This window comes from Halomonas sp. SIMBA_159 (assembly GCF_046536035.1).
GTDB classification, from domain to species: domain Bacteria; phylum Pseudomonadota; class Gammaproteobacteria; order Pseudomonadales; family Halomonadaceae; genus Vreelandella; species Vreelandella venusta_A.
In genome coordinates this window covers 35,164-59,661 of sequence record NZ_JAWJBT010000015.1, presented here as the reverse complement: position 1 = coordinate 59,661, position 24,498 = coordinate 35,164, and the positions used below count along the sequence as shown (strand labels likewise).

Below are 24,498 nucleotides of genomic sequence, written 5' to 3'. Positions count from 1 at the left end.
TGATGCTCATCCTCTTAATTGTGCTGGCGTTGGCCATTTTTGTGCTGCCCAACCTATGGGCGAAATGGGTGTTAAAGCGCCATACCCGAGGGCGTGATGATTACCCAGGTACCGGTGCGGAATTGGCCGAACATCTGCTGCGCCGTATGGGCGTGGAGGGTGTGCGGGTGGAGCGTACTGAACACGGCGACCACTACGACCCCGAAGCCCGTTGCGTGCGCTTAACGCCCGATCACTACGATGGCCGTTCGCTCACGGCAGTCACCGTTGCTGCCCATGAGGTGGGCCATGCCATTCAGCACCATGAGGGTTATGCGCCGCTGCTGGCCCGCAGCCGTTTGGTGCAGGTAGCGCAAAAAGCGGAAAAGCTAGGGGCTATTTTGATGATGGCCGCGCCGTTTTTGTTCCTGCTGACGCGGCTACCCGGTGGGCTTGCGATGATTATCGTGATGGCGGTGATTAGCTTTGGCACGGCGGCGCTGGTGCATCTCGTCACGCTGCCGGTAGAGTTCGATGCCAGCTTTAACCGCGCGCTGCCACTGCTAAAAGAGTACGTACCGCCCGCCGATATGGCCGGTGCCCGCCACGTACTTACTGCCTGCGCCTTTACCTATGTGGCGGCGTCACTGGCCAGCGTGATGAACCTGGGCCGCTGGCTGGTGATTTTAAGGCGCTAATTTAAAAGTACTGATTTAAAAGTTCTGTTTTAAAAGTGCTGGCGGTATCCCTTATTACTCCGGCTTGTTCGCCAGAATCACCGCACGGCGAGGAGCGGGGTAGCCTTCAATCGTTCGGGTGCGGTCTTCTGGGTCTAGGAAATCTGCCAATGACTGGTAAGTCATCCACTCGGTGGAGCGCTGCTCCTCCAGCGTGGTCACCGCTTCATCTACCACCCGTACGTTGGTAAAACCGCAGCGCTCTAGCCAGTGGCACAGTGCTTTGGAGGAGGGCAAAAAGTAGACGTTGGGCATCGCGGCGTAGCGTTCACCGGGTACGAACACGGTCTGCTCATCGCCTTCTACCACTAGGGTTTCCAGCACTAGTTCGCCACCGGGAGCCAGCGCGCCTTTTAGCTGTTGCAGGTGCTCAAGGGGCGAAGGGCGGTGGTACAGCACGCCCATGGAGAACACCGTGTCGAAGAAGCCCAGGTTTTCCGGCACGTCCTCGATACCCACCGGCAAAAACTGTGTACGTCCTTCATCGGCGTTGCCGACAAAGTGGCGCACCGCCTGAAACTGCCAGTAAAAGCGTGGGGAAGGGTCAATCACCAACACGAAAGCCGCGCCTGCACCCGCCATCCGCCAGGCGTGATAGCCGCTGCCGCCGCCCACGTCCAGCACTTTGCGGTACTTCAATGGTGCAAGATGCGGAGCGACGCGTTGCCATTTCCAGTCGGAGCGCCACTCGGTGTTGATCTCAATACCGCCCAGGTTGAATGGCCCTTTCCGCCACGGGGCCAGCTTGCGCAGCAGATTGAAGCACTGACGCTGCTGGCTGTCGGTGAGGTCGAGTTCAACCGTCAGCGTATCGCTATTTAGATCCACACGGCGCTGTTCCGGCAGTGGCGGCAGCTTGGCCACGGCTTTTTCCCAGGCGGAAAGATCGCCGTGGCGCTGGGGGTCCAGCCCGTTGGCGAGCTGCTCGGGCAGTTTGGCAAGCCACGGCGTCAGCGACGCATCCTGGGTGGCTTGATCTAGAAACGCTTGATACAGCACGCGATGATCGTCGTGAAGTAGCGCCACCTTAACCCTCCTTAAAGGCGATCAGCGAGGTGAAGTTCAGGTACTGGAACCAGGTCATGGAGCGGGGAAAACCCGCCAACGACAAGCGCTCGTGCAGCGCATCGAGCGTATCGGGAATCAGCACGTTCTCAAGCGCGGTGCGCTTTTGGCTGATCTCCATATCGCTGTAGCCATTGGCACGCTTGAAGTCGTGGTAGCGCTCGACCCGCCAAGCGTTGTCGCGCTCGTCGGCATCGACGGTCTTTTCCGACAAAATCAGCACGCCGCCGGGCTCAAGCGTGTTGTAAAGCCGCTTGAGCAGCGCATCACGATCTGCCGGGGGCAAAAACTGCAGCGTAAAGTTGAGAATGATCATCCCCGAAGGCGCATACTCGTAGGTACGAATATCGGCTTCCTCCACTTGCATGGCGTGGTCGGGGCACTCATCGAGAAAGGTCTGCTTCGCGCGGGCCGCCATGGCCGGTGAAAGATCAATGCCGGTATAGCGGAACGCGTCGGCGGGCAGCGCGCCTGCCAGGGCGAGGCCGGATGCGCCCAGCGAGCAGCCCAGATCATAAACATGGGCGCCGTGGCGCAGATGGCGTTTGGCAATCAGGCTCAGCATGCCCAGAATTTGGCCGTAGCCGGGCACCGAGCGGCGAATCATATCGGGGAAGCACGCGACCACCTGTTCATCAAAGGAGAACCTAGCCACCTTGTCTAGGGGTGTTGAAAAGATAGCGTCGCGGTAAGATGCATCACTCATGGGCAAGCCAGGATGGTTAATGAGGCTGCGTAGTTTACGCGCCCTTGTTAACGCAGAACAGGCCTGATCAACACAGATTCCTGCCTCACGGAACGACGCCACAGGAGAGGGCACATGGCTTCAGCAACAGCAACTCCCGATACGCTACCCGCTTGGCAAACGTTACAGCAGCACGCTCAAGCACTTAAACACGTCCACTTGAAAAACCTTTTTGGGGATGACCCTGGTCGTTGGAAGCACTTTACTCGTCAGGTGGCGGGGCTCACCCTTGACCTTTCCAAGCAGCGTTGGGACGACGATACGCTGGAGCACCTGCTGGCGCTGGCTCAAGAGGCGGGCGTGCCAGGGGCCATCGAGGCGCTGCTGAGCGGTAAGCGGGTAAACGTCAGTGAGAACCGCCCAGCGCTGCATACCGCCTTGCGCCTACCTGCAGATGCGAGCCTGGAAGTGGAAGGCGAAGATATCGTCGGGGCCGTGCATGACAGCTTGGCGCAAATGGAGCGCCTAGTTCAGCGGCTACACGCTGGCCAGTGGCGCGGGGCCACCGGAAAGCCTATTCGTCACGTGGTGAATTTAGGCGTGGGCGGCTCGGATTTAGGGCCGCTGATGGTTACTCATGCGCTGGCAGACTATCGCCCCAGCGATATTCACCCGGTGGAGGTGCATTTTGCCTCCACGATGGATGGTTCCCAACTGGCGGATTATCTCAGCCGGTTTAACCCCGAAACCACGCTGTTTGTGCTCTCGTCTAAGTCGTTCACTACCATCGATACCCTCTCCAACGCCAACACGGCCCGCGACTGGCTCATCGGGCGGCTTACACAGCACGCCGACCTGCCAGAAGCCAGCCCCCATGCCAAACCGATCAGCGCAGAGCTGATTGTGCGCCAGCACTTTATTGGTGTATCCGCCAGCCCTGACAAGATGAGCGAGTGGGGGATTACCCCGGACCACCAGCTGATGTTTTGGGAGTGGGTCGGCGGGCGCTACTCGCTGTGGGGCACCATTGGGCTGCCGATTGCGCTAGTGATTGGGATGGAAAACTTTCGCGAGCTGTTGGCGGGCGCCCATGCCATGGATAGCCACTTCCGGGATGCACCGCTGGAGGACAATCTGCCGGTGTTACTGGGCTTGGCAGGCATCTGGAACGTGAATTTTCTGGATATCCGCGCCCACTCGATTCTGCCCTACGATGGGCGGCTTGAGTACTTTGCCGCCTACCTTGAGCAGTTGGAGATGGAGTCCAATGGCAAATCGGTCACCCGCCAGGGCCAAGCGGTGAACTACTCCACCTGCCCGGTGCTGTGGGGCCAGCTGGGCCCTAATGCCCAGCATGCGTTTTATCAACTGCTTCACCAGGGCACCCAGCCTGTGGTGTGCGACTTTATCGCGCCGCTTAAGCGTTACGATGAGGTCGAAAATGTAGACACCCGTCGGCACTTGAAAGCGCAGCATCGCTTGGCGCTGGCCAACTGCTTTGCTCAGTCCCGTGTGTTGATGTTGGGTGACGATGCATTAGATGAAGATGGCCCGCGCCCCGAGCACAAACGCTATCGGGGTAACCAACCCTCTTCGACGGTGCTGCTGGATAAGCTTACCCCCGCCACCCTAGGCTCGCTGATAGCGTTGTATGAGCACAAGGTCTTCGTGCAAGCGGTGATTTGGGATATCAACCCCTTTGACCAGTGGGGGGTCGAGCTTGGTAAGCAAATTGCCACCGATACCCAAGCGATTATTGACGGTGAAGGCGATCTTGGTCGAATGGATGCTTCTAGCCGTGGCTTGATTGAAGCCTTTTGGGCCGCCGAGCAGGAGTAGTGTTTCCAATTTATATGGCTGGATATACAGCTTTTTGGTTTTCCGCTATCCTGTGTGCTTTTCATAGCGGCCTCATCTGAAGAATACCCAAGGGGGCCGTCCTGTGACGGCTCCTATTGAAGCCGACAGTACGCTTTTGTTCAGTATGTTTTTTCAGGAACCGACGTTACATGACCCAGTTTGATGCCTCCCAGTACGGCGCGAGTTCTATCGAGGTCCTGTCAGGGCTTGAACCGGTGCGTAAGCGCCCGGGAATGTACACCGATACCTCGCGGCCCAACCACCTCGCCCAAGAGGTGATCGACAACAGTGTCGATGAGGCGCTCGCCGGGCACGCTTCAAGCATCAGCGTGGTACTCCATAGCGGCGGTGCCATTGAAGTGCAGGATAACGGCCGGGGCATGCCGATTGATCTACACCCGGAACATGGCGTGTCAGGGGTTGAGCTCATTCTGACCAAACTCCACGCGGGCGGTAAGTTCTCCTCTTCAAGCTACCGGTTTTCGGGTGGCCTGCACGGCGTGGGCGTGTCGGTGGTCAATGCGTTGTCACGGCGTTTGGAAGTGGAAGTGACCCGAGACGGTGCCCGCCATGCCATCGCCTTTGAACACGGCGATAAAGTTGAAGAGCTGCACGAAATTGGCAAAGCGGCCAAGCGCGCCACCGGCACGTTAGTACGCTTTTGGCCTGACGAGAGCTACTTTGATAGCCCAAAGCTGGCAGTTTCCAAGCTAAAACATCTTTTGCGCGCCAAAGCGGTGCTTTGCCCCGGTTTAGCGGTCACGCTGGTAGAGCCGGATGGCACCAAAACCGAGTGGGCCTATGCCGATGGCCTGCGCGACTACCTGGCCGAAGCCACCGATGGTTACGAAGTACTGCCCAAAGAGCCGTTTGTAGGCCACTTTAGTGACGACGAGCACGGCGTAGACTGGGCCATTCAGTGGCTGCCTGAAGGTGGCGAGGCGCTGCTTGAGAGCTACGTTAACCTGATCCCTACGCCCCAGGGCGGCACCCACGTTAGCGGCTTTCGTTCCGGGCTGTTAGACGCGCTGCGGGAATTCTGTGAATACCGCAGTCTGCTGCCCCGTGGCATCAAGCTCACCGCCGATGATTTGTGGGAGCGCGCTTCCTTCGTGCTCTCGGTGAAAATGCTTGACCCGCAGTTTGCTGGCCAAACGAAAGAGCGGCTTTCCTCGCGCACCATTGCCGGGTTTGTCTCGGGCGTGGTGAAAGATGCCTTCTCGCTGTGGCTGAATCATCACATTGAGCAGGCCGAACAGCTGGCGGAGATGGTGATTAGCGCCGCCCAACAGCGCCAGAAGAAATCTAAAAAAGTCGCCCGTAAAAAGGTCACGTCTGGCCCCGCGCTGCCCGGCAAACTGGCGGACTGTTCCGGCCAGGACCCGGCGCTGAGCGAGCTGTTTCTGGTGGAAGGGGACTCGGCGGGGGGCAGCGCCAAGCAGGCCCGAAACCGCGAGACCCAGGCTATCTTGCCGCTGCGCGGTAAAATCCTAAATACCTGGGAAGTCGAAACCCACGATATCTACGGCTCTCAAGAAGTTCACGATATTGCCGTGGCCATTGGTGCCGACCCGGGCAGTGCCGACCTTGAAAAGCTGCGTTATCACAAAATCTGCATTCTGGCCGACGCCGACTCTGACGGTTTGCATATCGCGACGCTGCTTTGCGCGCTGTTTGTGAAGCATTTCCCCAGTCTGGTCGACGCGGGCCATGTATACGTGGCCATGCCGCCGCTGTACCGCATTGATTTAGGTAAAGAAGTCCACTACGCCCTTGATGAAAGCGAGAAAGCGGCGGTTCTTAAACAGCTGGCGAAAAAACGCGGCACACCCAACGTTCAGCGTTTTAAAGGCCTGGGTGAAATGAGCCCGCTGCAGCTACGTGAAACCACCATGGCGGTGGAAACACGCCGCCTTGTGCAGCTCACCCTGGAAGAGGGTGACGGCACGCTGGAAATGATGGATATGCTGTTGGCCAAAAAGCGTGCCAGCGATCGCAAAAAGTGGCTGGAAGATTACGGCAACTTGGCAGATGTGGACGTGTAATTTGAAAGCAGGCAAACGTTAATGGTGCGTTGTTTGAGTTAACTGCTAATTGGTCGATAGTTGAATAACAGGCAAACATTCTAAAATGCGCTTAAGGCGCTCAAGCTAGGGGAAAGCCTTTGTTTAACTCAATTTCTCGGCAGTTGACGATGTCGGCAGTGATACTCACGCTGCTAATGGGCGCGGGCATCTACGGTGTGATGGCATGGCGGGGGCAGCCGCTGGTTATTGAAGCCAGCCAGTCGCTGATTGAGCGAACAGGGGGCTCCATTGTTAATGCCCTCAATGGCCAGCTAGCACGTGTGGAGGGAAATACCTCAAGCCTTGCGGCGTTGGCGGAGTCGCTACCGCGGGATGAAGCGCTCTACCGGCAAGCGCTACCCAAGGTGGTGGACGACAACGCCAACAGCACCATCGCCGGTGGCGGTATTTGGCCAGAGCCAGGAGCGTTTGAGCCCGGTGTCGATAAATTTAGTTTTTTCTGGGCACGTAACGGCCAGAGCGGGCTCGATTTTTTAGATGATTATAACGCCGCTAGCGCAGCCCCTTATCACGATGAAGCATGGTACAGCAGTGCCCGTGATGCCACGCCAGGGCAGTGTGTTTGGTCGGCGGCTTACCGTGACCCAGCGACTGGGGTCGCTATGGTGACCTGCAGCGTGCCGTACTACAGCGATAACGCCTTTGCCGGTGTGGCTACCATCGATATGCAGCTAGGCGGCGTGGCAGCATTTTTGGCAGAAAATGGTGGTGGCACGGGTGGCTATGCGTTCGTGCTGGATAGCGAGCGTAATATTATCGACTTGCCCGGTGTGGAACAGTCAACGGATGAGATGCAAAGCCTAGCAGGCGTTGCTAATGCTCAGCCTTGGCTAACGCCGGTGGTGGAAGCGCTGGAGTCAGGGCAAGCACAGACCAGTGTCGAGAGTGCGGGTGTTCTGGCAAGCCCTGCTGAAGTCCGCTTGTTCGATATGCCCACTACGGGCTGGACACTAGGGCTAGTAACCCCCAGCGACCAAGTGACGGCGCTGGCGCAAACGCTGACCCGTGACCTGCTGCTGTTTATTTTGCCGCTGCTGGCGCTGTTACTAGGGCTTGGCTGGTGGGGCGGCCGCATACTGCTGTCGCAAATTCGCAGTACTACGCATCAGATTGACCAGCTTGGCCAGGGCGATGGCGGGCGAGAGCTCACCATTTATCGCGATGATGAGATTGGCGAGCTGCGCCGCGCCGTGAACCGCTACTCCGAAAAGCTCCAGCGTCTATTCGGTGACGTGCGCGGCGTGGCGGATGCCATTGCCAGCGAATCGTCTGAGATCGCTGCTGGCAATAACGAGCTTTCCAGCAGAACAGAGCAGCAGGCCGCTTCGCTGCAAGAGACCTCCTCTACCATGGAGCAGATGGCCGCGACGGTGAAGCGGAATGCGGATAACGCCCAAGAGGCGGACCAGCGCGTGAAGGAGTCCGCTGTGAAAGTGAAGCGTGGCGGTGAGCAGGTTTCGCGCTTGGCCCAATCGATGGAAAGCATCAACGAAAGCTCGGTTGAAGTGGCTTCTATCGTTCAAGTGATTGAGAACATTGCTTTCCAGACCAATATTTTGGCGCTTAACGCCTCGGTAGAGGCGGCTCGCGCTGGAGAGCATGGGCGCGGCTTTGCCGTGGTTGCCAGCGAAGTACGCGAGCTGGCATCCCGCAGTGCAGCTTCTGCGCGTAATATTAATGGCCTGATTAAGACGACTTCCGAGCAAATCGCCACGGGCAGCGGCTACGCCGAAGAAGCCGAAGCGGCGATGAGAGAGATCGTTATGGCCATTGAGGAAGTGTCCGCTCGGATCAGTGAGATCAGCCAAGCCTCCAGCGAACAAACTAACGGAATCGATGAGATCAACCGGGCCGTGACGCAGATGGATACTGTGACCCAGCAAAATGCTGGGCTGGTCAGCCAAGCAGCGGAGGCGGCCAATGAGCTCTCGTTGCAAGCGCAGCGTTTAAAAGGGCTGTTAGATGAGTTTCATGGCAGTGCCCAGGGCGAAAATCGCTCGCGTGCATTGCCGAATAGTGAGCAGGAAATCAGGCATCTTACTTAGCGTGCCATGTTAAGTGGCCGCGAGTCCGCTTATTTAGCCGCCCCGCCAGGGGCGGTTTTGTTGTCAAGGTAGAGTATGATCGACATGGATATTCAGGTAGCGGAGGGCGACGTCGAGCGTCTGTCCCTGCGCGACTACACCGAAAAAGCGTACCTCGACTACTCGATGTACGTCATTTTAGACCGCGCGCTGCCCAACATTGGCGATGGCATGAAGCCCGTGCAGCGGCGGATCATCTACGCCATGCGCGAGCTGGCGCTGCATGCCAATGCCAAGTACAAGAAGTCGGCGCGTACTGTCGGTGACGTACTGGGTAAGTTCCACCCCCATGGGGATAGCGCCTGCTATGAAGCCATGGTGCTGATGGCACAGTCGTTCAGCTACCGCTACCCGCTGGTGGATGGCCAGGGTAACTGGGGTAGCCCGGACGACCCGAAATCTTTCGCCGCCATGCGCTATACCGAGGCCAAACTCTCCAAGTTTGCTGACGTACTGCTGAGTGAGTTGGGCCAGGGTACCGTGGAGTGGGCACCTAACTTCGATGGCACCATGCAAGAGCCGGTGGTGCTTCCCGCGCGCTTACCCCATGTGCTGCTCAACGGCGGCACGGGCATTGCCGTGGGCATGGCCACCGATATTCCACCGCATAACGTCTCGGAAGTGGTGGAGGCCACCTGCCACCTGTTGCGTCACCCTGAGGCCACCACGGCGGATCTAATGGCGTTTGTGCCTGCCCCGGATTTCCCGACGGATGCAGAGATCATCACCCCGAAAGCAGATCTGCGTAAGCTCTATGAGACCGGCCGTGGCTCGGTCAAGCTGCGCGCCCGCTATGTGCGTGAAGAGGCCAATATCGTCATTACTGCGGTGCCTTATCAGGTCAGCGGTGCCAAAGTATTGGAGCAAATCGCCGCGCAAATGCAGGCGAAAAAGCTGCCTATGGTGGCCGACCTGCGCGATGAATCGACCCATGAAGAGCCGACTCGACTGGTCATTGAGCCGCGTTCAAACCGTATTGATGTTGAATCGCTGATGGCGCATCTGTTTGCTACCACGGATCTGGAAAAGAACGTGCGGGTGAACATGAACGTGATTGGCCTAGATGGCCGACCCCGGGTGATGCCGCTGACGGATATGCTAGGCGAATGGCTGCGTTTTCGGCGTTCGACCGTGCGTCGGCGTTTAGAGCATCGGCTGGGTAAGGTCGAAGACCGCCTGCATATTCTAGAAGGCCTGCTCACGGCGTATCTGGATCTTGACGAAGTGATCCGCATTATTCGTGAAGAGGATGAGCCAAAACCTGCCTTGATGGCGGCGTTTGGCCTCACCGAACGACAGGCGGAAGCGATTCTTGAGCTGCGTCTGCGTCATCTTGCCAAGCTGGAAGAGATGAAGATTCGTGGCGAGCAGGATGAGTTAGAGAAAGAGCGCAAAACCTTGCAAGGTCTGCTGGGAAGCGAAGCTAAACTCACCACGCTGATTGAAAAAGAGATCCGCGCGGCGGGCAAGGAGCACGGTGATGAACGCCGCTCTCCGTTGGTTGAGCGTGCAGAGTCTAAAGCGCTGTCGGACGTTGAGCTACTAGGTGCAGACCCGATTACCGTGGTGCTGTCGGATAAAGGCTGGATTCGTGCTGCCAAAGGCCACGATATCGACCCCGAAGGGCTCTCCTACAAAGCGGGGGATAGTTTTCATCTCGCCGCCCGCGGAAAAACTAACCAGCCGCTGGTGCTGTTAGACGATACTGGCCGCGCCTATACTCTGGCGGCGCATAATTTGCCCAGCGCACGAGGGCAGGGCGAGCCGGTGACTGGCCGGGTTAACGTGGCGGCTGGCGCGCAAATGGCGGGGCTTATGCTGGCACCGCCCACCAAGCGCTTCCTGCTGGCCAGCGACGGGGGCTACGGGTTTGTGGCTCAGCTCGAAGCGCTCACCGGCAAAAACAAAGCCGGTAAAGCCGTACTCAGCGTACCCAAAGGCTGCAGCGTTATGCCACCCATTGAGGTGCCGGAGGGCGAAGGGCTGTGGGTGGCTTCGGTGTCGAATGAAGGTCGCTTGCTGCTGTTCCCTCTTGATCAATTGCCCGAAATGGCCAAAGGGAAGGGCAATAAGATGCTCGATATCCCCGGCCCGAGGGCCGCACGGCGGGAAGAGTTTGTGCGTGACATTACCGTGGTCGCTGAAGGCAGTGAGCTGATGATTCATGCGGGCAAGCGCAAACTGACCCTCAAAGCGGATGATCTCGCGTATTATCGCGGGGAGCGCGGCAGGCGAGGCAGTAAGCTACCGCGTGGTTTCCAAAAAGTTGATCGTTTAGAAGCAGGGGAGTAACGGATGGCACGCGGAAATATTCTGGTCACTCTGTTAGCGCCGCGCTTGACCGCCACAATAGAGTCAGCGATAGAGGCGTTAATGGTGCAGTTTGGCCTGCAGGAAGAGCGTCGCCAGACGTTGGCAGACACGGCACAAGGCGGCACCATGGATTGCTTGGAGCTTCACTTGAGCGGCGCGCCCGACGCAATAACCGCACTGCGCCAGGCAGCGTTGGAACTGGGCGAAACCCACGGTGTGGATCTTGTGGTGCAGCCAGCCAGGCCCGAGGCCACGCCGCGCTTGGTCTGCTTCGATATGGACTCCACGCTGATTAAAGCGGAAGTCATCGATGAGCTGGCGCGGCGCCATGGAGTGGGTCACGAGGTCTCGGAAGTGACCGAACGCGCCATGCGCGGTGAGCTGGATTTTAAAGCCAGCTTTCGTGAGCGTATGAGCAAGCTGGAAGGCTTAGAAGAGACGGTATTGGCCAGTATCGCCGCAGAGCTGCCGCTGATGGATGGCGTTGAGCGTCTGATGGTGAATTTGAAGCGCTTGGGCTACCGCACGGTGATCCTGTCCGGCGGCTTCACCTACTTCGCTCGCTACCTTCAGGAGCGGCTTGGCTTTGATGAAATTCATGCCAATGAGCTGGTCATCGAGCAGGGCAAAGTGACCGGAACGGTGCAGGAGCCCATCGTCGATGCCGAGCGTAAAGCGGCTCTGCTTGAGCAAATCGCTGAGCGAGAAGGGGTGCCGTTGGTGCAAACCGTTGCCGTGGGCGATGGCGCGAACGACCTGAAAATGCTGGCGACGGCGGGGTTGGGCGTGGCGTTTCGTGCTAAACCGTTGGTACGTGCCGAAGCGCGCCAAGCGATCTCTGTCGCGGGGTTGGATGGCGTGCTTTACCTGCTTGGCTATAGCGACGCAGAGCTAACCTAAGCTAAGGCAGACGACGCAGGTCAACGTAAAACGGCGGTGCTTGTTAGCACCGCCGTTTTTGTTGATCAACTGTTCGTCGTTTAGCTGTCTGCCGCTGGGCTATCCGTGGCTTGTGGGCGTATGCCGCCGTACTCGGTGCGCAGCGACTCTAGCCGGGCTGTCTCGCTTTCGGTCAGCGGAGGCGCGTTCCATAGCGGCTCGCCTTCGGCGTTATTGACGCCCTGCAGCGTGAGCGATAGTTCGGCATTGCGGGGGATTTGGTCATTGCCCCAGGGGCCAAAGCGGTTGGGTGCTAAGCTCCATGTGGCGCTTTCGCCGGGGGCTAAACCGCCTGCAATCACGTAGTAAAAGGTTTCATCTACCCAGGCGATTTCCCGCTCTGGGCTTTCCAGTAGTCCACGCAGCATGAGCTCTGAAACGGCTTGGTCAGCACCGTTCGTCACCGTTAGCTCAATCACTGGTTCCAGTGCGCCGTAGGGGCTGGTGCTGAGGTAGTAACGAGCGCTATCAATACTGATTTGCGTTAGATGCTCCTGCGCTTGCTGGGCGCTGGCCTGTTTAGCTTCCAGCCGGTTCAGCGTGCGCAGCGCCTGTTCACGTTCTCTAGCACGCCGCTGGCGTAGCATCTCATCAGCGCGCTCAATTATTTCGTCACCCGTTAGCCCATGCATATAGGCATTAGCCGATTCGGCAATTTCAGCAGCATTCATGCGTTGGGGGTTAAATAGATCAATGCCGTTAAACGATGACATGGCAATGATCTTCAGTGCGGTATCAAACTCGTCGCGCTTATAGGTGGGCAACGAATCACGAACTTTCTCAATCGAGACCACGGCGGCAGGCATAGAGCTGGTATCGACTTTTGGGTCTGAGCAGCCTGCCAGTACTAGGGCAGATAATGAAAGTGCAGATAGCCTGAGTAGGCTCCACATAGAGGTACCTCACCACAAAAAATCAATCGGCAAGAGCTTACCGGAAAGTGGCATCCGCCACTACTTTCTCTTGAGCGCTGCTCATCCGCGCGACTGAGTACTTTTGATGCCGGGTCAGCGGTTTAGCGCAGCGGCCAAAAAAAGCGCTGGCGATTGCCAGCGCTTGTGAAGCCAATAGCAGCGGAGCTTACAACAGCAGCACAGCTTAACCGTGCCCTTTGTCCGGGTGAGGCACGGGCTTTTCACCTACTTCCTCAGATCGCAGCTCGACAGGCTTGCCCTGAGTTTTTTCCGCGTGTTTTAGCCGCATATGCAGGCCAGTTTTCGCCAGCAGGTGGGCGCTTACTGGGGCGGTAATAAACAGGAACAGCGTAATCAGCAGCTCTTGGATATCCGGCTTGCCATCGACGCTCCAAAAATACCCCATAGAGGCAATCAACATACAGCCGATGCCTAGCGTGGTGGCTTTGGTAGGGCCATGTAGGCGCATGTAGAAATCGCGCAGGTGTGCCATGCCTAGCGAGCCGATGAACACAAAAACGCCACCCGCGATTAACAGTAGGGAAATCAGCGCTTCAACTAAGAATGGCATAAACGCACCTCTTTAATCGGGCTCATTCAATAATATCCCCGCGTAGAATGTACTTGCACACGGCTACCGTACTGATAAAGCCAAGCATGGCGATCAACAGTGCAGACTCAAAGTAGGTCTTGCTGTTGAGCCATAAGCCGAGCAACACAATCAGTGCGATGGAGTTGACGTACATGGTGTCCAGCGCCAGCACGCGATCAGGAAGATCGGGGCCTACGGTAAGACGATAAAGGTTCATCAGCAGGGCCATCACCACCAGCGCTAAGGTGATGTAGAGCGCAATACTCAGCATTCGTAAATCTCCTTGAGCGGCCGTTCGTAGCGTTCGCGTATTTGCTCAATGAGCGCTTCTTCATCATCCACGTTCAACGCATGAATCAGCAGGGATTTGCCGTCCATCCGAAGGTTTGCCGATACTGTGCCTGGCGTTAGGCTGATCGTGCTGGCCAGCAGCGTGATGGTGAAGCGCTCCTCCAGCATCAGCGGATACTCAATGAAGTGAGGCTTTAGCTTGCGCCACGGGTTGGCGATCAGGTACGCCACCTCGAAGTTGGCAGTCACGATATCGCCCAGCACCCGCAGGCCAAAGCGCAGCAGCATCATGGGCTTACTGATACGTGGCCGAGCATCCCAAAAGCGGTGGGTCAGCAAAGGAATTAAAATTGCCAGCGCTCCCCCCAGCACGAACTGACCAAAGGCGTAGCTGCGTACCAGCAGTAGCCACACCAACAGCAGCAGTATCGAAAGAACCGGGGTGGGCAGCCATTTGCGAGGGGTCATCATGGTGTCTCTCCTGCATTGGGCAGCAGTGTTTCAATGAGCAGCTGTGGGTTAGCGAGCTGCTCCCCGGTGGCTTGGGTATAGCTGCTCACCGGCCCGGCAAACGCCACCAGTAAAGGCGCGGCGCTGAGTAGCCAGAGCATACCGAACCACTGATAGCGCGACAGGGTGCTACCGCTGGGGCTGCCCCGGTGGCTGCGCCAAAACAGCGTAGAGCCCGCACGCGAGAGCGCGATCAGTGACGCTAGGCTGGCGAGCAGCAGCAGTGGCCATAACCACACGCGCTGAGTGCCTTCTGCCGCCACCAATACCATCGCTTTACCCAGCGCACCTGAAAGCGGTGGCATTCCCACCACAGCAATCGCACCGATGAAAAAGGTAATCGCCAGGGCGTTACCCTGTACCAGCGGGCGCCCTTTGACGATGCGCGTACCCGGCTTGCCGCGCTGCAGGCCAATCATCTCAGCCAGCAGGAACAGGCCACCGGTGACTAGCGTGGTATGGATGAGGTAGTAGAGCAGGGCGGAGGTGGCCTCTGCCGAGCGCATGCCAACGCCCGCCAGCAGTGTACCGACCGAAATCAGCACCAAGTAGGCCACCAGCAGGCGAAGGTCGCGAGCGGCCATTACGCCAACGCCAGCGGCTGCCAAGGTGGCTAGCGCTAGCCACCACACCCAAGGCTGCTCCAGCGCCACAAGGCCCCCTGCCTGTTCGCCAAAAATCAGCGAATAGACCCGCAAAATGGCGTAGATACCCACCTTGGTCATGATCGCAAACAGCGCCGCCACCGGGGCGGGTGCCGCCGCATAGGCGCGGGGTAGCCAGAAATAGAGCGGCAAAATAGCGGCTTTGAGGCCAAATACGACCAGAAGCATCAGCGCACCTGCGGTGACTAAACCCTCACGCTCAGCGGGCAGGCTAGCAAGCTTATAGCCCATATCCGCCATATTGAGCGTGCCGGTGGCCCCATACAGAATGCCCACGGCAATCAAAAACAGCGACGAGCCCGCTAGGTTAAGCACCACATAGTGAACGCTGGCCTGAATACGTGCTTTGCCGCCACCGTGCAGCAGCAGCGCATAGGAGGCCAGCAGCAGCACTTCAAAGAAGACGAACAGGTTGAACAAATCGCCGGTCAAAAACGCGCCGTTGATGCCCAGCAACTGCCACTGAAACAAACCGTGGAAGTTGCTGCCTTTCTCGTCGTCACCGCCGCAGGCAAACACGACGGCACCAATGGCGAGCACGGAGGTGAGCAGCACCATCAAGGCCGAGAGGCGGTCAAGCACCAGCACCACGCCAAACGGCGGCTGCCAATCGCCCAGCGCGTAATAGGTGATCTCACCGCTGGCGGCTTGGCGCACCAAGGCAATCGACACCAGCAGCAGAAGCAGCGTAGCAATAACGCTCACAGCGCGCTTGTAGTGCACCAGCCCCTGGCGTTGGTAGAGTAATAAAATACCCGCGACCAGCGGTAGTACCACGGGTAATACAATCAGATGCTGAATCATTCGCGGTCTTCCTTTTTACCATCCACGTGGTCGTTACCCACTTCGCTGCGCGCCCGCATGGCAAGAATGACCACGAACGCCGTCATGGCAAAGCCGATAACGATGGCGGTGAGGACCAGCGCCTGGGGCAGCGGGTCGGCGAACTGAGTACCCTCATTCACCAGTGCAGCACCGTCCGTTGTCAGCCCACCCATGGAGAACAGGAACAAGTTGACCGCATAGGAGAGCAGCGTCAGGCCGACAACGACCGGGAACGTTCTTCCGCGCAGCGTCAGGTAAAGCCCGCAGGAGGTTAAGATACCCGTGGTAATGGCGTAGAGCAGTTCCATTAGAGGGATTCCTTTTCATTCGGCGTGTCGTTGGTGTCCGGCGTTTTAGGGTCGGTCACCGGGCGGTGCGGTGTAGTGACCTTGCCCAGGTTGGCCAGAATCATCAGCGTGGCACCTACCACGGCAAGGTAGACACCCAGGTCAAACAGCAGGGCCGTGGCAAGCTCGAACGTGCCAATCAGCGGTAGGCTGAAATACCCAAACGACGACGTTAGGAAGGGGTAGCCCAATAGCCAACTGCCAAGCCCGGTGAGCGTTGCAATCGCTACACCCACCACGGCCACTGGCTGGAAGGGGAAGTTCAGGCGAGCCAGTGCCCACTCAACGCCCCGCGCCATGTACAGCAAAATCAGCGCAACGGCGGTAATCAAACCGGCAATAAAGCCGCCGCCGGGCTGGTTATGACCACGCAGGAAGATAAACGCCGAAACCAGCAGTGCCAATGGCAGCAGCGTCATCGAGATAGAGGTCAGGATGGCCGGGTAGCGGTCCGGCGACCAAACACGGCCTTCACCGTCGCTGTGTGGCATAAACAGACGCAAGCGGTTAAGCAGCTTGAAGATAGCGAGGCCCGCAATGGCCAGCACGGTAATTTCGCCCAGGGTATCGAAGCCACGGAAGTCGACCAGAATCACGTTGACCACGTTATAACCGCCACCGCCGGGCTTGCTGTTCTCCACAAAGAAGTTAGAGATGGAGAGCGTCTCACGGGTCATCACTGCGTAGTTCAAGCTAGCGACCACCAACCCCAATGCCCCCGCCAGTAGGATATCGCGCACGTTACGCATCGGGCTCGATTCGGTAGGGGTTTTTTGAGGCAAGAAGAACAGCGCCAGCATCAGCAGAATCATCGTGACGACTTCTACCGACAGCTGAGTGAGCGCGAGATCAGGTGCCGAGAAGCGTGCGAAGGTGAGGGCGACAAAGAGCCCTACTACTGACAGCATCAGCAGCGAAATTAAGCGGTAGCGATGAGTCGCGGCGGTGGCAATACCACCAAAAATGAGCATGCCCGCGCCTAGCAGCACCACGCCATCTATCGACTGGTTACCTTTGGTGCCGGTCAATTCTTGGATACTGGAAAGGCCGATCAGCCCCATCAGTAGAGCAGCGCCCAGCAACCACCCCATATAGCGCTGTAGTGAGTTGCCTTCCAGCTTGGTGATGATCTGCTCAGCGCGGTAGCCCACGGTGATGATCAGCCGTTCGAACACGCGGCGCGCATCCACACTGGCGAAGGGCTGCACAAAACGGCGCAGATCGGCATGACGCCAGTACATGGCAATGCCCGCTGCAAAGGCCAGCAAGCTCATCATCAGCGGCAAATTCACGCCGTGCCAGATGGCGAGATGGAACGACAAGGGTTCGCCCAGAACGGCCTGGGTGGCTAGCTCTAGAATGCCTGTCGCGAAAAAGGCAGGGAATAGCCCAACCAGCACACATAGCGCCACCAGCAGCTCCACGGGCAAGCGCATCAGGTGGGGCGGCTCGTGGGGGGATTTCGGCGTTTGCTCACGTGCGGGTTTGTAGAACACCGCATGAACTAGCCGCAGTGAGTATGCTACGGAGAGAATCCCGCCCAGCGTCGCCAGGGCAGGCAACACCCAGCTTAAACCGCCGAGTACCGGGGTGGCGAGCGTTTCGGTGAAGAACATCTCTTTCGAGAGGAAACCGTTAAACAGCGGCACCCCCGCCATGGCAGCGGCCGCCAAAGTGGTCAGCAGCGCGGTGACGGGCATCGCCTTTCTGAGCCCGCCAAGTTGCCTAAGCTCCCGGGTGCCGGTTTCGTGGTCGATGATGCCCGCACTCATGAACAGTGCCGCTTTAAAGGTAGCGTGGTTCAGAATGTGAAACAGCGCCGCCAACACGGCCATGGGGCTGCCAATGCCCAGCAGTACGGTGATCAACCCCAAATGGCTGACGGTCGAAAACGCCAGAATGCCTTTCAAGTCGGTTTTGAACAGCGCAAACCACGCGCCATACAGCAGCGTAATGGTACCCACCAGCGGCACGACCACGCTCCACAGCGCGCTATCCGCAATGGCAGGGTGCAACCGGGCCATTAGGAAAATACCCGCTTTTACCATCGTGGCTGAGTGCAGGTAGGCAGAAACGGGCGTGGGAGCCGCCATGGCATGGGGAAGCCAGAACTGGAACGGAAATTGAGCAGATTTGGTGAACGCACCCAGTAGCACTAGCCCTAGCATCAGGGGATAGAGCGGGTCGGCAACAATGGTGGCACCGCTGGACAGCACGTCATCCATGCGATAGCTACCGGCCATATCGCCCAGCAGCAGTAAGCCCGCCAGCAGTGCCAGGCCGCCTGCGCCGGTGACCGTCAGCGCCATGCGTGCTCCTTTACGGGCATCGCTACGATAGGACCAAAAGCCAATCAGCAGGAAGGAGGAGAGACTGGTCAACTCCCAAAACAGCCAGAGCAGGATAAGGTTGTCAGACATCGAGATGCCGACCATTGAAGCCATAAACAGCATCAAGAAGGCGTAAAAACGTCCGAAAGGCTCATCGCTTGCCAAGTAAAAATGGGCATACAATAGAATCAACAGCCCGATGCCGAGAATCAGCAGATTGAAAAGCAGCGAGAGGCCATCGAGGCGAAACGCTAACTCCAAGCCGAGTGCTGGCATCCAGGCAGCGGAAAACCGCAGCGCCTCTCCTTCCAGCAACGCGGGAATTTGCAGCAGCGTGAGTAATAGTGCCGTTGCTGGCAATATGCCCGTTGCAAGCGAGCACCAAGTGCGGCCGCGTTGGGCAGTCAGTGCCGGCACCAGTACGCCCAGTAAAGGCAGTAAGGCTATCCACAGCAGTGTCATGGGGTCATCCAGCGCAAAAAATCAATAAAATCGCCAGAGCAACCGGGGTTGCCCTGGAGGCGAAGATACATCAAGTGAAACAACAGGATATCACTTGTATGGAAGGTGTGTGATTTTAGTATAAAGTGTCGTCGTTAACCGCTTAGAGACTCCTTGTTCCATGAGTGAACCCTTCAATACCTGGCAGGCCCGTTTTGAAAAGCTGCGTAGTAACAAGCTTTTTGAGGGGCTGGTCATCTCCATTATCGTGATTTCTGCGCTGGTGATCGGCGCGAAAACCTATGAAGAAACTTCCCGTTTAGAGCAGTGGCTGATCTATCTAGATGTGGCGGTCACGGTATTCTTTCTGGTGGAGATCTTGATCAGAATGGCAGCCGAGCGCAACTTAGTCAGCTTTTTTAAGAAAGGTTGGAACGTTTTCGACTTCTTAATCGTGACTGCCAGCCTGATTCCTATGGATGATTCAGAGATGGTGCTGCTGGCGCGGCTGCTGAGAATTTTCCGTGTATTGCGGCTAGTGTCGATGATTCCTGAGCTGCAGATGCTGCTTAGCGCGCTGGTGAAATCGGTGCCGCGTATGGGTTACGTGGTTCTGTTGATGTTTATTATCTTCTATATCTATGCGGCCATTGGCAGTTTTCTATTTCACGATGTAGACGAAGGCCTGTGGGGCAATATTTCCCTCGCCATGCTCACGCTCTTTCAGGTGGCGACGTTTGAGAGTTGGGCTACTGCCGTGCTGTACCCGGCGATGGATGTTTATCCCTACGCCTGGATCTACTTTTTAACGTTCATCTTTTTGAACGCCTTTATCTTTCTCAATATGATGATTGGTATCGTGCTGGACGTGATGCAGAAAGAGAGTGCCATCCTCGATTTAGATAACGAAGACGGCGATGTGGCCCAGATGCAGGGGCTGCGCAATGATGTTCGCGATTTGCGCGCTCAGCTTGACCGTATGGAAGCTGCACTTGCGCAGACCCACTCTGCACACGGCACAGCGCAAACTAGCGCACCCCAAGACGCGGGCGGTAAACACATCGACAAGCCCACAACCGACTGACTTTAGGAGAGCCGCCATGATGTTGACTGATCCTGCCAAAAAGTATCGCCCCTTCGTGGCCGTTGATCTGCCTGACCGCCAGTGGCCGAGTCAACGTATCGAAACACCGCCTATCTGGTGCAGCGTAGATTTGCGGGACGGCAATCAGTCGCTGATTGACCCCATGGATCAAGAGCGAAAGCAGCGCCTGTTCGACATGCTGTTAAAGATTGGCTTTAAAGAGATTGAGGTGGGCTTCCCTTCCGCGTCGCAGACTGATTTTGATTTTGTTCGCGCGCTGATTGAACAAGATAAGATCCCAGAGGACGTGACCATTCAAGTGCTGACCCAAGCGCGTCCGCACTTGATTGAGCGCACCTTTGAAGCATTGAAGGGCGTCAAAAACGCCATCGTGCATGTCTATAACGCCACCGACCCGATGTTTCGTCGGGTGGTGTTTAGCGTCGACAAAACCGAGTGCATCCAAATTGCCGTGGATGCCACTGCGCAGATTCGCGATTTGATGGCGGCCAACCCGGAAACGAACTGGACCTTCCAGTACTCACCCGAGCTATTCACCACCACCGAGATGGATTTTGCGGTGGAGATTGTCGAAGCGGTGATGGATACCTTTGGCCCCAGCGTTGACAACAAAATGATCGTCAACCTGCCGGCAACGGTCGAAGTAGCCACGCCTAACAACTACGCTGATCAGATCGAGTGGTTCTGCCGCCATGTGAAAAAGCGCGATACCCTGATTGTGAGCGTTCATCCTCATAATGACCGCGGCACCGGCGTGGCAGCGGCTGAACTGACGCTAATGGCAGGCGCGGATCGTGTGGAAGGTACGCTATTTGGTAACGGCGAGCGTACTGGCAACGTGGATATCGTCACGCTGGCGATGAACATGTATACCCAAGGGGTGAATCCTCAGCTCGATTTTTCCAATATCACACCGATTATGCGTGAGGCCGAGTACTGCAATCAGTTGCCCGTTCACCCGCGCCACCCGTATGTGGGCGATTTGGTCTTTACCGCGTTCTCAGGCTCTCATCAGGATGCCATCAAAAAAGGCATGGCGGATCGCCGCGCTAATCCGGATGCCGTTTGGGATGTGCCTTACCTACCTATCGACCCTTTGGACGTAGGCCGCAGCTACGAAGCGGTTATCCGCGTGAACAGCCAGTCCGGTAAAGGTGGAATCTCTTACCTGTTAGAGCAGGAGCACGGTATTGAGCTGCCCCGCAGGCTCTCCATCGAGTTCAGCCAAGTAGTACAAGAAGTAGCGGACCGCACGGGTAAAGAGATCACCTCGCAAATGATCTACCAAGCCTTTGCCGATGAGTATTTAGAGCAGCGCTCACCGCTGGCGCTGGTGAACCACCGGCTCTCTTCTGAACCAGATAGCCCCAAAGTAGCGCTAGAGGCCATTGTCGAAAACAGCGGCCAGCGGCAAACCCTCACTGGTGAAGGCAACGGGCCGCTTGCCGCTTTCATCAAAGCGCTGGTGGCGAGTGGCCAAGAAGTTGAGATTATCGACTATCACGAGCACTCTCGCGGCCAAGGGGCGGATGCCGAAGCGATCGCGTACGTGGAAGTACGCATTGATGGCAAAGCCGTGTTTGGCGTAGGCACCGATGAAAGCATCACCAGCGCCTCCATGAAAGGTGTGCTGAGCGCGATCAACCGCCACCATTCTACCCAGCCTGCGGCGGCCAATGTGACGGCGGAGTCCTTAGGGTAAATGCTCAAACGGCCTTGGCTACTCATCGTATTAGCCGTCATGGCCCTGGCTGGGCTGTTCTCGGTGACGGCATCCCACGAGCCGTTTGAAGAAACGTTGGTACGCTTGGAAGTAGAGCGGGCACTGCCCGCTCTTGAGCCCACGCTTCAAGAAGAGTCTGCTGAGATCAACGCACTGTTTCTTCACTATGCGTCTGATCAAGCGCTATGGATGAGCGCCTCGCTGGCGATATTACGCCACGGTGATATCGCTCGAAGTGTGCTTCTCGACTATGGGTTATCGCCCCAATTCCAGCAGGTGTTGATGCGCTTTAGCGCAGATGCGGTTCTGCCTATCAGCTACTTTCGCGATCACGACGTAACGACGCTGCGTGCTCAGCACTGGATAGGTGAGCGCTATCAGCAAGTCAGCCGCTGGTGGGGCGATGAGCTATCGGATACCGATGAGCTGGGGGATGCAGACGTAGAGGCGGCCATGGCTGAGCTAACCCCTTTGCGGCGTGGTCAGATGGGAATTGCGTTACTCGACAGCAACGGCCATGGGCTGCTCAACCAGTTTGTCGTGGATGACGAAGGCAACGTGGCGTGGCTGCAAGGGGAGCGTCTGGTTTCCGGCGTAGGCGACTTTTTCACCAGCGGCCTACGTGACCTAGAAAGCCAGTGGCGGCGTGGCGAGGCAATAGGCGCAAGCGATCTGGGCTGGGCGGGTGTTGATCTGCTGGTAATGGCCAGTACTGTGAAGGTGCTCCGCGCTGGAAGAGCCGCTCGTACGGCTCGTGTGGGTGGTGTCGAGGCGCAGGCCGCTCGCACGGGGGGGCGTCAAGGGATCGTTGCCACAAGCGGGCGCTTCGCAACGCTGCCGCGCATGGCCAAAGTTGCAGCGGTCGCCGGCACGGCTTATGTGGTCATTCGCCACCCCAGCCTAGTCAGTGCATTGGGTGCCAATCTATCTCAGTGGTTAGGCTGGCCAACGTGGCTCGGGCAGTTTATTGTCTGGTTAATGGTGCTATTACCGGTAATGTTCATTGCGCGCTTTATTTATCGCTGGCTACTTACACCACTTTTGTGGCTGTTGATGCCACTGATGCGGGTATGTTTTAAAGCCGCTAATCGTTCGCTTGGCAAGCGAACTCAAGAGCAAGCGAAGGAGCTTGTGTAAAGAAGCCCATACGCAATGTTTTACATGTGCATGGGCCTTGTATATCAGCGTTAAGATTGACTTGCCAACCACCCCCGCCAGCCGCCCAATTCGGTGATGTCTTCAGCTTCACCGCCTTCATTTAGCGCCCCCGCGGTGCAGGTAAAGCCACACTTCCAACTGCCGTCTGCAAGCTCCACTTGGCCTAAGCCGAGCGGGGCAGGAATGCCTGCTAAAAAGCTGCCCAGGGTTTCGATAGGCAAACGCCAAACTTCTACTTCAATGGCTTGGCCGTTGTCGTCGCGAAGCATCGCCGGGCGCTTTGGAGGCCCACCTGCCAGAGCAAAGAGCTTATAGCGCGGGGCGCTGTGGGTGGTGCTCACCAATACGCCACCCCGCTGTGTGAGCTGATGGTTAAGCGGCAGGCCTTTTAAGTGCGCACCGCACACCACCAGCTCCATGCTGCCATCCTGGGCAGGAGCGGGTAGTTCCTCTAAAGGAGGGTGTGGAATGCTGGTTGCGCCTAACGGTAGCATTAGGCGCACTTCAAGGGCGCGGGCTAGGGAGAGTAGCGTTAAGTCTGCAAATGTCGGCCCAAACAGCGTGACGCCGACTGGCAAGTCTCGCTCGCTAAAGCCCACCGGCACCGCCAGGGCACTGTAGTCGAGCAGGTTCATAAAGTTGGTCCAGGTACCCAGGCGGGAGTTAACGCCGATAGGGTCCGCTGCCACCTCGGCCTTGCTTGGGTGAGTCACCGTTGTAGGCGTGAGCATCACATCCACCTGACTAATGAGTGCGTCGGCCTGGCGCTTATACTCAGCGAGTTTATAGCGCGCATCAAAGGCGTCTACTGCCAGCGGCGTTGCCCCACCCTGGGTGATTTGGAAAGTCACCGGGTGTACCGCATCTGGGTTGCTCTTCATTAGCTCACGAATAACATGGTAGCGTTCGGCCACCCAGGGGCCTTCATAAAGTAAGCGCGCAGCAGCCAGTAACGGCGAACAGTCCAGCTCGACCTTTTCACCGCCCAGTGCTTCAAGCTCAGCAATTGCATGGTGCATGCCTTGGGTATAGGCCGCATCGGTTTGCCACTGGGATTCCAGTGGCACCCCAAAGCGAAACGTAGCGGGCGCTTTTCCGTAGCGTTTGCCGTGTACGGCAAAGTCATGCTGGCGCGACCAAGCGCACTCGGCATCATGGGCTGCGGTAATATCCAGCACCTTTGCGGCATCGTCAGCGGTCAGCGCAAACAGGCTAATGGTATCCAGTGTGGCGCAAGCGGGTACCACGCCCCGGGTGCTAAGCAGCCCCAAGCTCGGTTTAACTCCGTATAAGTTATGAAAGCATGCAGGCACGCGGCCAGAGCCTGCCGTATCGGTGCCCAGTGCAAAGCTGACCATGCCCGCGGCTGTCACCACTGCGGAGCCGCTGCTGGAGCCGCCGGGCACCAGCGTTGGGTCGAAGGCATTGGCGGGGGTGCCATAAACTTCCAGCGCCCGCTCGCCTACCAGCCCGGTGGCGAACTGATCCAGATTGGTTTTACCCATGGGAATTGCGCCCGCATCGATCAACTGCTGCACCACAAAGGCGTTTTCCGAGGGCGTGTAAGCATAGGCCGGGCTGCCCGCAGTGGTGGGTATCCCTGCGAGGTCGATGTTGTCTTTCAGCGCAAAGGGAATGCCGTAAAGCGGCAACGTTTCCGGTGACTCACCTTCTAGGTGCTGTAAATAGGGCGCCAACTGCTCGCGACTTAAGCGGGAGATCCAGGCGGGCTCTTTACCGTGGTTTTCGGCTTGTGCGAGTAGCTCGTCGATTAATGCAGCAGGGGTGAGCTCGCCCTGCTGATAGGCGGTGTGCAGGCTTGAAATATCTAAAGCGCGTTGCATCATC

The 24,498-nt window shown here is 57.5% G+C and carries 19 protein-coding genes; 9 read left to right on the top strand and 10 right to left on the bottom strand.

The window, feature by feature from the left end; genetic code table 11:
• The first annotated feature begins 2 nt into the window (after positions 1-2).
• Entirely contained in the window at positions 3-677 is a 675-nt protein-coding gene (locus R0J87_RS11330) for a zinc metallopeptidase (RefSeq protein ID WP_404342270.1), read from the top strand.
• A 54-nt stretch (positions 678-731) separates the two neighbouring features.
• Here the strand turns inward: R0J87_RS11330 and cmoB are convergent, their stop codons facing one another.
• Together cmoB and cmoA are read right to left on the bottom strand one after the other, a co-directional pair.
• Positions 732-1,742 (bottom strand): tRNA 5-methoxyuridine(34)/uridine 5-oxyacetic acid(34) synthase CmoB, encoded by a 1,011-nt coding sequence (gene cmoB, locus R0J87_RS11325; RefSeq protein ID WP_498886213.1) that lies wholly within the window; start codon positions 1,740-1,742, stop codon positions 732-734.
• A gap of 1 nt (position 1,743) precedes the next feature.
• The gene (gene cmoA, locus R0J87_RS11320; protein WP_498886211.1) at positions 1,744-2,487 is read right to left on the bottom strand and encodes a carboxy-S-adenosyl-L-methionine synthase CmoA; all 744 of its coding nucleotides are present in this window, start codon (positions 2,485-2,487) and stop codon (positions 1,744-1,746) included.
• Between the two features lie 114 nt (positions 2,488-2,601).
• Here cmoA and pgi point away from each other — a divergent pair, with 114 nt between their 5' ends.
• From pgi to serB, 5 genes are all read left to right on the top strand, one after another.
• Positions 2,602-4,305: a glucose-6-phosphate isomerase gene (gene pgi, locus R0J87_RS11315; protein ID WP_498886210.1), complete on the top strand. Its 1,704-nt coding sequence runs from the start codon at positions 2,602-2,604 to the stop codon at positions 4,303-4,305.
• A 170-nt stretch (positions 4,306-4,475) separates the two neighbouring features.
• Positions 4,476-6,371, top strand: coding sequence for a DNA topoisomerase IV subunit B (gene parE / locus R0J87_RS11310; RefSeq protein WP_498886208.1), 1,896 nt, complete (start codon positions 4,476-4,478; stop codon positions 6,369-6,371).
• A 119-nt stretch (positions 6,372-6,490) separates the two neighbouring features.
• Positions 6,491-8,458 carry a methyl-accepting chemotaxis protein gene (locus tag R0J87_RS11305; protein ID WP_498886206.1) on the top strand — a complete coding sequence of 656 codons (1,968 nt, stop codon included), beginning with the start codon at positions 6,491-6,493 and terminating at the stop codon, positions 8,456-8,458.
• A gap of 75 nt (positions 8,459-8,533) precedes the next feature.
• The gene (parC, locus tag R0J87_RS11300) at positions 8,534-10,789 is read left to right on the top strand and encodes a DNA topoisomerase IV subunit A (protein ID WP_498886204.1); all 2,256 of its coding nucleotides are present in this window, start codon (positions 8,534-8,536) and stop codon (positions 10,787-10,789) included.
• 3 nt (positions 10,790-10,792) lie between these two features.
• Complete coding sequence (gene serB, locus R0J87_RS11295) at positions 10,793-11,710, top strand: phosphoserine phosphatase SerB (protein ID WP_498886203.1); 918 nt, start codon at positions 10,793-10,795, stop codon at positions 11,708-11,710.
• Positions 11,711-11,790: 80 nt separating this feature from the next.
• Here the strand turns inward: serB and R0J87_RS11290 are convergent, their stop codons facing one another.
• From R0J87_RS11290 to R0J87_RS11260, 7 genes are all read right to left on the bottom strand, one after another.
• On the bottom strand, positions 11,791-12,642 hold the full coding sequence (locus R0J87_RS11290) for a DUF6694 family lipoprotein (protein WP_404463294.1): 852 nt from the start codon (positions 12,640-12,642) through the stop codon (positions 11,791-11,793).
• 205 nt (positions 12,643-12,847) lie between these two features.
• On the bottom strand, positions 12,848-13,234 hold the full coding sequence (locus R0J87_RS11285) for a Na+/H+ antiporter subunit G (protein ID WP_404342254.1): 387 nt from the start codon (positions 13,232-13,234) through the stop codon (positions 12,848-12,850).
• A 22-nt stretch (positions 13,235-13,256) separates the two neighbouring features.
• Entirely contained in the window at positions 13,257-13,526 is a 270-nt protein-coding gene (locus tag R0J87_RS11280; protein ID WP_044629074.1) for a K+/H+ antiporter subunit F, read from the bottom strand.
• Positions 13,520-14,017: a Na+/H+ antiporter subunit E gene (locus R0J87_RS11275; protein WP_404342252.1), complete on the bottom strand. Its 498-nt coding sequence runs from the start codon at positions 14,015-14,017 to the stop codon at positions 13,520-13,522. Before R0J87_RS11275 ends, R0J87_RS11280 begins: the two co-directional genes overlap by 7 nt.
• The gene (locus R0J87_RS11270; protein WP_498886200.1) at positions 14,014-15,525 is read right to left on the bottom strand and encodes a monovalent cation/H+ antiporter subunit D; all 1,512 of its coding nucleotides are present in this window, start codon (positions 15,523-15,525) and stop codon (positions 14,014-14,016) included. Before R0J87_RS11270 ends, R0J87_RS11275 begins: the two co-directional genes overlap by 4 nt.
• Positions 15,522-15,854, bottom strand: coding sequence for a Na+/H+ antiporter subunit C (locus R0J87_RS11265; protein WP_404342248.1), 333 nt, complete (start codon positions 15,852-15,854; stop codon positions 15,522-15,524). The genes R0J87_RS11270 and R0J87_RS11265 overlap by 4 nt, the downstream gene beginning before the upstream one ends.
• The gene (locus R0J87_RS11260; RefSeq protein ID WP_498886197.1) at positions 15,854-18,685 is read right to left on the bottom strand and encodes a monovalent cation/H+ antiporter subunit A; all 2,832 of its coding nucleotides are present in this window, start codon (positions 18,683-18,685) and stop codon (positions 15,854-15,856) included. Before R0J87_RS11260 ends, R0J87_RS11265 begins: the two co-directional genes overlap by 1 nt.
• Before the next feature lie 160 nt (positions 18,686-18,845).
• On the opposite strand from R0J87_RS11260, the gene R0J87_RS11255 reads away from it, so the two are divergent.
• The 3 genes from R0J87_RS11255 to R0J87_RS11245 are packed head-to-tail and all read left to right on the top strand — an operon-like array spanning position 18,846 to position 22,629.
• Positions 18,846-19,748, top strand: a complete 903-nt coding sequence (locus R0J87_RS11255) for an ion transporter (RefSeq protein WP_498886196.1) — start codon at positions 18,846-18,848, stop codon at positions 19,746-19,748.
• Positions 19,749-19,764: 16 nt separating this feature from the next.
• Positions 19,765-21,471, top strand: a complete 1,707-nt coding sequence (gene leuA / locus R0J87_RS11250) for a 2-isopropylmalate synthase (protein WP_498886194.1) — start codon at positions 19,765-19,767, stop codon at positions 21,469-21,471.
• A complete protein-coding gene (locus R0J87_RS11245; RefSeq protein WP_498886192.1) occupies positions 21,472-22,629 on the top strand; it encodes a hypothetical protein in 1,158 nt (385 codons plus the stop codon). It begins immediately after the preceding gene.
• Positions 22,630-22,679: 50 nt separating this feature from the next.
• Here the strand turns inward: R0J87_RS11245 and atzF are convergent, their stop codons facing one another.
• Positions 22,680-24,497: an allophanate hydrolase gene (gene atzF / locus R0J87_RS11240; RefSeq protein ID WP_498886191.1), complete on the bottom strand. Its 1,818-nt coding sequence runs from the start codon at positions 24,495-24,497 to the stop codon at positions 22,680-22,682.
• Position 24,498: the final 1 nt, after the last annotated feature.